We start from the raw sequence: 13,340 nt of genomic DNA, 5'->3' as shown, positions 1-13,340 counted from the left end.
GTATATTACTATATATTTATGGAGGGATTAAGTTTTGTCAGATTTACAATCGAAGTTTGGTAGTGGTATGAACAAATTGCAAGAGGGAATAGAGCAAGGGAAGATGAAATTACAAGTAGCCCAAGAGGTTGCGCAATTAAAGAAAATTACGCAAGAGAAACTACAGGCGAAAACGGAAATTTTGCTGGAACTTGGTCAAACGGCCTATATGCAACTCCGCAATGATGAAGTTCGAGTAGATGTGTTAAAAAATATTATAGAACCAGTACAAGAGCTGGATGTAGCTATTTATAATACGCGTAAGCAAATAGCTAATTTACAGAATCAAGGACAGAAAGGGCAATGTAGCTGTGGCGGCCCATTATCAGTAAATGATAAGTTTTGTGGACAGTGTGGGAAAGAAAATGAGTTACTCCTTCAATCAAAAAATGATGAAAATGAATCATGTACTTCATGTGGTGAACAAATTGCAACAGAGGCTACATTCTGTCCAGTTTGTGGTATGAAGCAAAGTAAGGAGTGAGGAACATGTATTGTAAAACTTGTGGTTTAGAACAATCGGATGTAGCGAATTATTGTACACATGATGGATCAAGTACAGGTAGTGTAGAAAGTGAAGTTACGTTAGCACCGAAAGACTCAAAGTATTGCCGAACTTGTGGAGTGGAAAGTAAAGGGACCGCTACATATTGTGAGAAATGTGGGGATTCCTTATTAGGTATTATAAAAAAAGAAATGAAAACGAGATTACCAGACGAAAGTTTACAATTGCATGTAAGTCCCTCTGGAAGCACTTTGAAAAAAGGTTTACTTGGTGGTGGGCTTGCAATCATATGTATGTTTATAGCCGGTTGGATTGGTAGCTTAGTTGTCGATGCGGCGATTAACGATCTAGTGAGAACGATGCTCACAAAGATGGACGGTATGCTAAATGAGACTACTGTTAATCAATCTTTCATTGGCATAGCACCATTAATTTTAATGTATCATTTAATAGGCCTTGAAGTTAGTGGGAGCGGGGCATATACGATGTCATTTATCCTTCATTTCCCATTGTTCATCTTGTTAGCAATTCCGGCACTTATATTAGGTGGAATTGGATTCTTTGTAGAGAAAAGTAACCCTTCTGCTATTTGGCGTGAGAAGTTACTAACATCGAGTGTTATCGGTATCGTATATGGAATTTTCTTGTGTATTGTTAGCTTTATTGCAGGTTCTTCTACGACAATTTCTCAATTCTATAAAACGATGACAATCAGTATTGGTTATTCACATGTTAGTAGTTTATTGTATGGCATTATATTTGGTTTATTATTTACCTTTATTGGTATGTGTATTCAAGCCGGGCCACACCGTCTATTATCTTCTATAAGTCGAAGTATTCCATATGCAACATCTATTTATTATAGTGTGGTAACTGTATTAAAAGGATTGCTTATTACATTTGGTATTATACTTATTACAATTTTATTTAGCAGTTCAAAGTCAGTGGGACCAATTGATTTTCCAGAGAAAACATATAAAACATTCATTTCATTAGAAGCAACACCATACATGTGGAATATGGCTCACTTTGCTCCAACAGCAATTGAATGGGGAGATATGGATAGAGAAATGAGAAGATACTCAATGGAAAAAGGTCCATTGCATCTATCTTATACGTCAGGAATATCAATAAATGGTACGTCATTAAAAGATCTGGAAATCGCTAATGGAGCGAATCTTAAACGAGTAAAAGAAATTGATGATTTCAATTCCTACATGCACTGGTGGGGGTTATTAATTGTACTACCATGCATTTTACTATTTAGAGCGGGGGTGAAATTGGCTCAATATCCAATGAAAAATATGTACGTAACTATTGCTGTGTTTAGTGCGGTGTATACTGTGATGATGCTTTGTGTAAATGGGTTGGCCAAAATTCATATTGAGTCCTCAGGGAGTAAAGAAGTTATGAAAGAATTTGCTGGGATTTCCGGACCATTGTTCTCTATTCAAAGTAGCACGCTGTATTTAATGGTAGGGAGTTTTCTTCTTTCGTACGCATTAACATTCGCAGGTATGAAGTTAGGAAAAAAATAAGGGGGAGAGCCATTTGAAGTTTTGTGGGAAATGTAATAAACAAGTTGCGGATCATTTGAACTTTTGTTCCGAGTGTGGAAGTAAGGTAGATGTAATTGCTGATCAGGCAGCTTCTTCTCGTTCAGAAGTACAACGAGAAATAAAGCCAGTGAAAAGTAAGAAAAATATACTGTTACTTATAGGCTTTGTTGTTATCTTTGCTATATTGTTTGGTGCGTATAAATTTGGGGCAAGTAAGTTTTCAAAAGAAAAGCAGGTCAATGCTATGATTGAAGCATTCCAAAAGAAAGATGCGAATGCAATTGATGAGTTTGTAAAAGTAGATGATCCGAGTTTGAAAGTGAAAGTTGACGATATTAAAGGATATATCCGTTATTTAAAAGAAAATCCTTCTTATAATAAAGAACTGCTATCTTATTTACAAAGAGAGACAGTAGATCAAAAACTAGCAAGTGATAAAGCATCATTTAAAGATGGTCAAATTATAGAAGACGGGAAAGAATGGTTCTTATATCCGAAATATAAATTTAATATGAAATCTTATTATATGAATGTAAGCACAACTGCGAAAAGCGCTGAAATATATGTGAATGATAAGAAAGAGACAGAGTTATCGAGTGATAAAACTTCAAAAGAAGTTGGTCCATATTTCCCTGGTTCTTACGTTGTAAAGGCAAAAGCGAAGACGGAACTAACTGAGTTAGAAACAGAAAAAGAAGTGGACTTGGCAGATGAAAAAGAGGCGAAAGTGGATGTGACATTATCATTAGAAGGAAAGTATGTAACCATTTCTTCTGATGATAATGATGCAACTGTATTTGTGAATGGAAAAAAACGTGGAAAATTAAGCTATGGAAGTTATAAGCTTGGTCCTGTATCCACAGATGAAACAGTAGAAGTACATTTAGAGAAAACTACTGATTTTGGTGTGATGAAATCTGAAAGTGTTAAAATCGGAGACCAGAGCACGTATTACTTAAAATTCCCGAAAGAAACATCAAGTTCGGCTGTCGGCGACTTTGTACGAAATCATCTTTATGATAATGTGCGTGCGATTTCATTAAATGATTTTAGCCTAATTGAAAATAATTATGATAAGAGCGGGAAATCGTACAAGGAAGACCGTGATTATATACAGTATTTACACAAAAAAGGAATTACAGAAGATTTATTAACAATGGAAATTCGTAATGTAGAGCGTCAAAGTGCTACGAAATATAAAGTAACGACATATGAAGAGTATCATATTCGTTACGGTGATGGCTCTGTGAAGTTCAAAAGCTTTAATAATGATCATATCGTTACTGTGAATGGAAATGGAAAGATATTGTACCATTCTCTTGGAGCGAATAATACGCTTAAGTCAGAGGAAGTATCTGGTCCAACTCGTTAATATGAGAGAGGTTGTTCAATATTTGAACAGCCTCTTTTATTTTGTAGCTAACTCAATATTTCGTGTCAAACCGTGGATATTTTTTTTACAATTATGAGCGCGTCTCTTTTAATATCGCTTGTACATATGGATCACGTAATATTTGTTCAATCATTGGTAACATATTTTGTTCAAATGGAATATCGATAGGGAACGGTTTTTGTGAGCCGGGTTTGATTCCATATTGGACAAATTTGTAATGTGTATTTTCTTCAGACTTGAGCACAATTAATTTATAGCGATTGTCGTCGCCAGCGAGTGAAAAATCAATAGAAGTAGCGTCATATGTTACTTCATCTTTATATATATACGGTTTTGGTGTACCGATCCAGTCTACTTTTGCTTGTACATTCATGAGTATAGCCTCCTTATAACTATTATAAAAAAATAAAAGCCAGCTCTCAACAAAGAGAAGTGGCCTTAGCAGTCATTGGTTATTTTAAAATTTTCACTTTAACAGTTTTGCGGCCCCATTTTTGAGCAGCACTATCTGATCCAAGTAGGATGTCGATACGGTTACCTTTAATTGCACCGCCAGTATCTCCAGCGATAGCTTCTCCGTAACCTTCTACCCATACTTTAGATCCTAATGGGATTACTTTCGGGTCAACAGCGATCATTTTCATGTTTGGGTTCGCTGTTAAGTCATGACCCATTGCAGTTAATACACGGCCGCCATATGTGCCACCGTTTTCGCTCGGATGAGCTGTATATGCTGTAGCTACAACTGTTAACTCACGACCACCAGAAGGTGTGCTAGTTTCAGCAGCCTTTACAGCAGGCTTAGCAGCTTGTTTTGCAGGTGCTTGAGCTGGTGCTTGCGCTTTAGCAGGAGCAGGTTGTTCTTGTTTCTCAATAACAGGTGCTGTACCTGTTAAGAAAGGAACGTGAACATAAGCTGTTTTTCCGTTATATTCGAATTGTAACCACTCATTTTGTACTTGGTTCGTTGTTTCAATCATATCATCTTTCTTAAGCGTCCCAAGAATTTCTGAGTTTGTGTTCGCTTCAGCACGTACGTTTAATACGTTAGCTGTTACGTAGTAGATGCTTTTAGTGAACTCTGCACTTACGAATGCGTCTTTACCATCTAAAGTGATTTTTGACCATCCGTTCTCTGTATTTTGAACATCTATTTTATTACCGTTTAGTAATTTACCGACAACTTTTGATTCAGTAGTAGGGTTTTCGCGTACATTTAGTACGTCTGTTGTTACAACAGTTTCTGCATTAGCAGATGATGTGAAAATCCCAAGACCAAAAACTGCTGCTGTTGCTATACCAATTAATTTTTTCATGATAGCCTCCATTGCGTTTGTTTTCGTGTCCTCATTATAGCAACAGATTTTTTCGGATTTCGGGAAAACACACAATTACAAACCATTCGTAATAAGTCGTTAACATGCTGTAATATAACAAAAAATATAGGAAAGCGTTTTTCATTCTATATAATTAGTAGGTTTCTACTTATATTCAAAATATTTAATACAACGTATTGTTTTCGACGTAAATAAAAATATTACAGGAGTGTTACATGATGTTTACTAAACGATTACATTCCTTGAGTATTTTACCGTTTTATGGGTAATATAGTTATATAAACATAAACATTTCGTTTGTGAAACTATAAACACGTGCTATATACTAGCAAAAAAACCGCATAATTGTTACAAAGAGAAAGGGTTGCAAGGAAGAAAAATGCCCTTTTTTACATCTGTAACACATCCTTTTTTGGGAAAATACATTCCCATCCGCATTTTTCTCGCACAATTTGACAGCAGTATTTCGATCTTATAGCTCTTGCAGAGTGAAAAGATTATACGGAAGGTAAGGCTGTCCATCAGAATTCTAGTTGGTGAAGGTGAAAGTAAAAAAATCACCGCAAAATTATAGTTTTCTATCCGATTTTACATATCGGAATTAATGTTATTTATAAAGGTAAAACCTACGAAGGGGGATTTGATGAGGAAACTGACAAAAACATTCATCGTTTCATTAACATTATGTATTGCATTTACAATTTGGGGGATTATTCCCGAATCTATTATCGGAAAAGGTAGCTTAGGAAATGTAACAACCGCAATTCAAACTGCATTAGTTAGTAAGTTTGGATGGTTTTATATTATTTCTGTTTCTATTATTTTAGGTGTGTCTATCTTTTTAATTGTTTCGAAATACGGTTCTATTCGTTTAGGGAAAGATGATGACGAGCCTGATTATAGTTATATGACATGGTTTGCTATGTTATTTAGTGCTGGTATGGGTATCGGCTTAGTCTTCTGGGGCGTTGCCGAACCATTAAACCATTTATACGCGCCTCCGTTTGGAGAAGGTGCAACTGAGGAAAGTGCGCGTCTTGCGCTGCGTTTTTCATTTTTCCATTGGGGATTACATCCGTGGGGACTATATGCATTTGTAGCGCTTTGTATTGCTTACTTTACTTTTAGAAAAGGAAAAGCAAGTACAATTAGTGCGACAGTAGGGCCGTTATTTAAAGGCGGGGACCATGGACGTATTGCTCATTTATTTGATGTGTTAGCTGTTTTCGCGACTGTGTTTGGTGTGGCAACATCATTAGGTCTTGGCGCAAAACAAATTGCCGGTGGTGTTAGTTATTTAACATCTATCCCGAACTCATTAACGACGCAGTTAGTCATTATTGCAATCGTAACAGTGTTATTTATGTTATCTGCGCAAACAGGTCTTGATAAAGGAATTAAATATTTAAGTAATACAAACATTATTTTTGCGTTTGCACTTATGATTATTGTATTGTTTGCAGGTCCAACAAACTTTATTATGAATTACTTCACTTCGACAATCGGTTCTTATATTCAGGAATTGCCAAGTATGAGTTTCCGATTAAGTCCATTAGATGAAGGCGGAAATCAATGGATTCAATCATGGACAATTTTCTATTGGGCATGGTGGATTGCATGGTCACCATTCGTAGGTACATTTATTGCTCGTGTTTCACGAGGGCGTACCATTCGTGAATTTGTTATCGGTGTGTTACTCGTACCGACAATAATTGGTGCTCTTTGGTTCTCAGTCTTCGGCGGGACTGGTATTCATATGGAACTGTTTGGTGATGCACATATCTTTGAAAAAATTAAAGAGATGGGAACAGAAGTAGGATTATTCGCCATGTTTGATCAGATGGGAAGCTTTGGATCAGCGTTATCTGTTCTAGCTATTCTTCTTATTTCTACATTCTTTATTACATCTGCAGATTCAGCGACATTCGTTTTAGGGATGTTAACGACACATGGTAGTTTAAATCCACCAAATCGTATTAAAATGATCTGGGGTATCGTTTTAGCTGCTCTAGCTTCTATCTTATTATATGTAGGTGGATTAGAAGCCTTACAAACGGCAGCTATCATTGCAGCATTCCCATTCGTCTTCGTTATTTTCTTTATGATGGCAGCATTATTTAAAGAGTTACAAAAAGAAGGGCGTATGAAGCGTCATAAATAATAGAAGGAAAAAGAGTTGATTATGTATCAGCTCTTTTTTTATATAGAAGGAACTTAAACTGCAAGTAAGGGAAATAAAATACTTTACTATATTAGTAGTATGCCTTTTATATGAATGAAAATCGATATATTTCGACAATGTTCGATGTTTTGCAAATTCTATTCGTATTTTTGACAAAAAATTGTCGGAAATGTGTTGTCACGTTTATATATATGTGCTATATTATTTCCTGTAAGCGATTTCAAATAGTTTTAAAGCGCATTCAAGGGGGACATCTAGAATAATGAAACGTTACGAAAGAAAGTGGAAGCATATTTGTTTGAAACGTGTGGCACATCGTAGTGTCCAAGAAAGCACGGAACCTAAGACTGAAACGCGCAAAGAGCAGCAAGAGAAGCAATTGGTTCTACAAAAATAGCAATCACTTTTTCGTATATAAATGAAGGTCGATCGTTCGTTGGGGGATGGACGTGAAATTACTTTCAGCTAAGGGGTATTGTCTGATATATAATTTATACGGCAATAAATAAGCACAGAGCATACGGCGCTCTGTGCTTATTTTTATTATTTATCTTTTTTGAATCGAACAGTTTTATCCCAGCCAATGACTTGTTTCTTGCTTTTTGCACGTAAGTATAAAATTAAGCTACGAATGAATAAGTACGTAAAGAGCTGTGCGTACGTAAAGTACATGATAACACTAATAAAAATATTAGTTGGTGTAAAGGTTCGTTCCACACTCTGGGCACTAAATAATTGAGAAACATATGTAACATATGCGACATACCACATAAATAGTAGTGGAATGCTATATTGAATTTGGAATATCCCGAGTAACCCAATTACAAACCAAACGTTCGAAATGATTAAGAATAACCAAAATACAACATACACTAAAACTTGTTGTAAAGAATGGACGAGTAGTTTTCCTTTAAAGAAACTTAATGAAGAAAACATTTTTTCTAAAATGTACAAGTTCCCTTGAAGCCAACGTGTACGCTGCTTAATAAGGATTTTTAAATGCTCAGGTTCTTGTTCCCATGTAATTGACTCTGGAACGATTGGCAGGAGATAACCTTTTTGTGTAATTCGTAATGTTAATTCAGCATCTTCAGCAATTGCATAAGGGTCATAGCCGCCAAGCTCTTCTAATGCAGCGCGACGAAGAAGCATGTTTGTTCCTGTTAGTGAACCTGTTTGGAATAGTAACCAGCGTCCGGATTGCATAAGGAGCTGGAAGATTTGAAATTCTAACGAAATCATTCGTGTTAGCCAGTTTCTTTTTTCATTTACAGTACGAACATGCCCAACAGCTCCAACAGCATCCTCGGTTGTTTCAGCGTGTTCTACAAGCATTCGCAGTGCATGTGGTTCAGGCTGGTTATCTGCATCATAAACACAGAAGTATTCACCATCTGAAATACTAAGGCCATAGTTTAATACACGTGATTTTCCTTTTGGTTCACCAGGTGGAACACGAATGTGACGAATATGAGCATAAGCTTTGTCAAAATCGTCACCAATTTCAGGTGTCTCATCTTGCGAGTTATCGTTTAATAAATAAACAGTTAGTTTGCCTGGATATTCAATCTTTGCCATCGCCTCTAAAGTATCCTTAATCACGACGCCTTCATTGTGAGCTGGTATTAAAATATCGACGCTTGGGTAATGTTCTAGCGTACGATCTTTTTGTTTCCTACTTCGGTGAACTAAACCTGCGAGTGTTAAGAAAGAATAGTAAACGAGTAAGCCAGAGAATAGAAAGGCTGTAAAAATAAGTACATACTTAATTGAAAATGTGATGCTGATCCAAAAAACGAGTACGCAAAATAGAAGGAATAAAAGAAGTATAACGAGTGTCATCATAATAACTTCGGTCCTTTTGTAGCGATTTGTTCTCGTTTAATCTTGATGTCTTGAATAGCCTCATCTGCAAGCCATTTTTCCATTTTAGGCTGTAGACGGTTCATTACAATATCGGCACCCGCTTCATTTGTATTTTGTAATAAAATGACTAATGTGTTGTTATCATACTCAGCAACAAGGTCAAAGTCAGCTCTTACGGTTTCAACTAATAAGGAAGCTACACGGTCCATAACACTTTCCTTTGTATATTTACTAAAGGAAGTGAAATCAAAATAAATCATAACGCCTGTTTCATTACGACGATTCATTGCATTGATTAATAATGCTTGTCGTCTCTCAAATTCTTGTCTTGTTAATAATTTCGATTCTCCGATGTATTGTTCTAACGTTCTCACACGTTCGGTTAATTCTTTATTTTCATGAATAACCTTCTTTAATAGATGAGTGGAGATATATACAATGAAGAAATTTGCTGCCATTAGGAAGTGAGTAATAATGTATTCCCATTGTTCTGATGTACTCCATAAGTAAAGCCATGCTTGGTAGAATAGGTAGAATACCGAAATAATGGTTCCTAATATGAAGAAAACAAATGCAGTTTTATCAGGCAAAAATAGAAATAGTACATTAACAATTACATATATAATTGTAAAAATGAGAGCATGCTCATATTGCGTTACATGTACAGTTGTAAAATAAAATAAAATTTGTAAAATCCACATAGAGAGGACTTTATAGAAGTTATCTTTCACAAAACTTTCCTCCTTAAAGATAATTCATACAAGGATACTTGTAGTATGCGCAATTATTAAGAAATAGACCGGATGACTATATTCTTTTTGAGAGAGCAACAATAAGTAGTATCCCTCTTTTGTAAGAAAAAATAAACAGACTTGATAATTATTGTATCATAATGTTTTTATATTTCGGCATAAAGTATTTAATATATACTAAGAAAATAAAAAGTCCCCTCTTTAGAAAGAGGGGACTTGCTTTATTTTATAGGAACATCATACCTGCAACTGCTGCGTTTAAGAAGTTAGCTAATGTACCAGCGATAACTGCTTTAATCCCTAATTGTGCAATTTGTTTACGGCGAGTAGGAGCTAATGTTCCTGTTACACCTAATTGAATTGCGATAGAAGAGAAGTTTGCGAATCCACAGATTGCGAATGTTAAAATTAGATTTGTTTTTGCAGAGAACTCTGCCATATGTGGTCCTAAGTTTGCGTATGCAACGAATTCGTTGATTGCAAGTTTTTGACCGATAAAGCTTGCTGCTTGTACAGCTTCACCAGGAGAAACCCCGATTAAGATTGCAAATGGTGATAGTAAGTAACCGAAGATTAAATCAAGGCTAAGTTTAATATGGAACAGAGAGCCAATTAATCCTAATAAACCGTTTAATAAAGCAATTAATGCGATGAAAGCCATTAACATTGCTGCTACGTTAATAACAAGTTGCATACCTTCTGATGCACCACGTGCTGCTGCGTCAATAACGTTTGCATCTTCACGCTCTGTAGAAAGTTCAACGTTATTATCTACTTGTTCTGTTTCTGGCATAATTAGTTTCGCAATTAATAGACTTGATGGAGCTGCCATAATTGCTGCTGCTAATAAGTGTTCTAACGGAATACCCATTGCTGCATAGCCGACAAGAACTGATCCGGCAACAGCTGTCATACCGCTTACCATAATAGCGAAGAATTCACTATTTGTTAAACGTGCTAAGTAAGGCTTGATTAAGATTGGAGCTTCAGTTTGTCCTAAAAATACAGTCGTTACAGAGTTTAAACTTTCTGCTTTAGAAGTTCCAAGAAGTTTGCTTAATGCGCCACCAACGACACTGACAAATTTCTGCATAATACCGAAATGATATAAGATTGCAACTAATGAACTAATAAATACGATTGGAAGTAGTGCTTGAATGAAGAAAACAAATCCCCAAGGGCCTTTTGCGTTGACTAAATCCCCAGCAACGAACTTAATTCCCTCGTAAGAAAAATTAATTAATCCTTGAACGCCATCTGCAGCGTGTTTTAAACCTGCTTTTCCAGCATCCCATCGTAATACGATAAATGAAAATGACATTTGTAATGCTAGCGCGATTAAAATTGTGCGCCAATTAATAGCTTTGTGGTTGGAAGATAGTAAGAAAGCGATTGCTAATACTCCAATCACGCCGCCAATTCCCCATAAAAGATTCATGCAGTGTATGCTCCTTCCTCATAGTAAAAAAATGTATAAAACAGTTGTCTATACTTCTGCAAATATAACATCTTAAGTAACTTATCATAATGGACATCAGAGGTCAAACGTCTAACGAAAAGTTTAAATAAAAAGAAAATTCTTCAAAAAAACACATATGAAATGATTAGACATGAAATAGGTTATGTTTTTTATGTAAAAATATACATTATGATAACGTTATGGATCATTATTGTAGAATATAGTGTATGAAATAGGAAAATAGATACATTATTTTTTTAAGGAAATAGGTTATACACATTAAAAAGAGCCTTCTAGTAATCTAGAAGGCTCTAAAAATATAACTTAAGGTGCTTTCGTATAACCTAAGAAGTGCTTACTCCAATAAGAATTGCTTAATGAAGCGATTGCTACACCTTTATCTCCAGCTTGGATAAATGATCCGCCCCCAAGGTAAATACCCATATGAGAAGGACCTGATTTATAAGTGTTTTGGAAATAAATTAAGTCACCTGGTTGTGGATTTGAAGTTTGTGGTAGGCTACCCCAATATCCTGCAACACTTTGACGGCTAATGTTATGACCAAATTTCTTAAATACGTGGTAGATGTAACCACTGCAGTCAACACCAGTAGCAGAAGTTCCGCCCCAAACGTAAGGTACACCTTGCATTGATTTTGCATATGCAAGTACGGAAGAACTGTCACCGTTATTATTGCTTGTATTGTTATTATTATTGTTGTTGTTTTGATTGTTATTTTGGTTGTTGTTAGGCTTATTATCTACTGCGCCACCAACTGGTGTTTTAGAAAGGTAACGTGTGCCGATATAACCAGTTTGGCCGTTGTAGTTAATTTTGCTCCATCCAGAGTTTTCAGAGATTACTTGAACCTTCTGTCCTTGTGGAAGTGCGCCTATGATTCTATAATTTGTACCTTCACCACTACGTACATTTAAGGCAGAAGCATTAATGTAGTAGTCACCAATTGCACCTTGATTAGGTTGTTCAGGTTGTTTTGGTTGCTCAGGAGTAGTAGTGCCACCTTTAACGAATTTCATGAATTCGCTACTAACGTAGCCTGTTTTTCCTTGATAGTTAACTTTAAACCAGCTACCTTCAGAGCCAATTACGTTTAATGTCGTACCATTTAATACGCCACCAATTACGCTATGGTAAGTAGCAGGGCCTGTACGTACGCGTAGAGATGTTGCGTTAACAACGTAAGTACCGCCAGTTTGGACAGTTACATTATTATTTTGTTCTTGTTTGTTATCTTGGTTGTTTCCTTGTGTAACGTTATCACTAGAACCGCCTTTTGTTACGTAGTCTTTACTTACGTAAGCTGTTTGGCCTGCATAATTGATTTTGAACCAATCTTGAACTTCACCAACAACTTGTACGACTTGTCCTTTTGTAACAGAACCTACAGTTGTGTGAGAAGTGCTAGGACCTGTACGAACACGAAGGGAAGATACATTTACTGTATAGTTTCCGCTTGTTGGTTTTACAGATTCTTGGTTGTTATTATTCGTATTGTTGTTTGAAGAACCTGCATTAGAAGAAACACCAGATACGAATTCGCCACTTACATAGCCAACTTGTCCATTATGATTGATTTTTACCCAACCATTTTCTTGACCAATTACGTTTAATGTTTGTCCTTCATATACACGTCCTGAAACAGAACTAGAAGTGTTAGGAGCGGTACGTACACGTAATACATCAGCAGTAACTTTATTTTTTCCACCTGTTGTACTTACATTTGAATTGCTCGCACCATTTTTTGATACAAATTCGCCACTAACAAAGCCTGTTTGGCCATTCATGTTAATTTTGTACCAACCATTTTCTTCGCCAATCACGTTTAGTGATTGACCGTTATAAACGCGCGAGATGATGTCGTGAGAAGTACTTGATCCTGCACGAACATGTAATACGCTAGCGTTTACCGTATAAGATGAGCTGTTTGATGCAGAAGCTTGGACAGTTGTAGCAGCTTTTTGTGTATTTTGTTCAGGGGCAGCTTGAACACTATCAAGTGTAGGTGCTGCTCCTCCTGCTACAGACACTGCCGCAAGACCGGCAAGGTATTTTTTCATAATTTGTCGATTCCTTTCTGTCTGTAATGTAGTGAAGAAATATTTACCAACTGTTAAAAATTCTAAAGAGCATGTCGATTACTGTCAAGACTTATGCGGGAATCTGAATATGACAAAAAGATTACAAGAAAAAATCAAGGCATAAATCTATACCTTGATTTCCATTTAA

General features: G+C 36.1%; 10 protein-coding genes. 4 read left to right on the top strand and 6 right to left on the bottom strand.

Annotation, left to right across the window (positions count from 1 at the left end):
- Nucleotides 1-34: 34 nt before the first annotated feature.
- The 3 genes from BGI23_RS25525 to BGI23_RS25515 are packed head-to-tail and all read left to right on the top strand — an operon-like array spanning nt 35 to nt 3,475.
- Complete coding sequence (locus tag BGI23_RS25525) at nt 35-523, top strand: zinc ribbon domain-containing protein (protein ID WP_070807196.1); 489 nt, start codon at nt 35-37, stop codon at nt 521-523.
- A 5-nt stretch (nt 524-528) separates the two neighbouring features.
- On the top strand, nt 529-2,082 hold the full coding sequence (locus tag BGI23_RS25520) for a hypothetical protein (protein WP_070807195.1): 1,554 nt from the start codon (nt 529-531) through the stop codon (nt 2,080-2,082).
- 13 nt (nt 2,083-2,095) lie between these two features.
- Nucleotides 2,096-3,475: a zinc ribbon domain-containing protein gene (locus BGI23_RS25515; RefSeq protein ID WP_070807194.1), complete on the top strand. Its 1,380-nt coding sequence runs from the start codon at nt 2,096-2,098 to the stop codon at nt 3,473-3,475.
- Between the two features lie 91 nt (nt 3,476-3,566).
- Here BGI23_RS25515 and BGI23_RS25510 read toward each other — a convergent pair whose 3' ends face one another.
- Both BGI23_RS25510 and BGI23_RS25505 read right to left on the bottom strand, forming a co-directional pair.
- The gene (locus BGI23_RS25510) at nt 3,567-3,869 is read right to left on the bottom strand and encodes a DUF3910 family protein (protein WP_001102522.1); all 303 of its coding nucleotides are present in this window, start codon (nt 3,867-3,869) and stop codon (nt 3,567-3,569) included.
- 79 nt (nt 3,870-3,948) lie between these two features.
- Nucleotides 3,949-4,812 (bottom strand): cell wall-binding protein EntA, encoded by an 864-nt coding sequence (locus tag BGI23_RS25505; RefSeq protein WP_000733322.1) that lies wholly within the window; start codon nt 4,810-4,812, stop codon nt 3,949-3,951.
- Between the two features lie 664 nt (nt 4,813-5,476).
- On the opposite strand from BGI23_RS25505, the gene opuD reads away from it, so the two are divergent.
- A complete protein-coding gene (gene opuD / locus BGI23_RS25500) occupies nt 5,477-6,994 on the top strand; it encodes a glycine betaine transporter OpuD (RefSeq protein ID WP_001229108.1) in 1,518 nt (505 codons plus the stop codon).
- Between the two features lie 564 nt (nt 6,995-7,558).
- On the opposite strand, the gene BGI23_RS25490 is transcribed toward opuD, so the two are convergent.
- The 4 genes from BGI23_RS25490 to BGI23_RS25475 all read right to left on the bottom strand — a co-directional run bounded on the left by BGI23_RS25490 (nt 7,559) and on the right by BGI23_RS25475 (nt 13,171).
- On the bottom strand, nt 7,559-8,860 hold the full coding sequence (locus BGI23_RS25490; protein WP_000988770.1) for a glycosyltransferase family 2 protein: 1,302 nt from the start codon (nt 8,858-8,860) through the stop codon (nt 7,559-7,561).
- Nucleotides 8,857-9,612, bottom strand: a complete 756-nt coding sequence (locus BGI23_RS25485; protein WP_044791998.1) for a GGDEF domain-containing protein — start codon at nt 9,610-9,612, stop codon at nt 8,857-8,859. Before BGI23_RS25485 ends, BGI23_RS25490 begins: the two co-directional genes overlap by 4 nt.
- 247 nt (nt 9,613-9,859) lie before the next feature.
- Nucleotides 9,860-11,071, bottom strand: coding sequence for a NupC/NupG family nucleoside CNT transporter (locus BGI23_RS25480; RefSeq protein ID WP_070807193.1), 1,212 nt, complete (start codon nt 11,069-11,071; stop codon nt 9,860-9,862).
- A 345-nt stretch (nt 11,072-11,416) separates the two neighbouring features.
- Nucleotides 11,417-13,171 (bottom strand): C40 family peptidase, encoded by a 1,755-nt coding sequence (locus BGI23_RS25475; RefSeq protein WP_070807192.1) that lies wholly within the window; start codon nt 13,169-13,171, stop codon nt 11,417-11,419.
- Nucleotides 13,172-13,340 lie beyond the last annotated feature (169 nt).

The sequence above is a fragment of the Bacillus sp. ABP14 genome, from assembly GCF_001831375.1.
GTDB lineage: Bacteria > Bacillota > Bacilli > Bacillales > Bacillaceae_G > Bacillus_A > Bacillus_A paranthracis.
The sequence above is the reverse complement of the archived record's forward strand: the minus strand, read 5'-3'. Positions and strand labels throughout refer to the sequence as shown.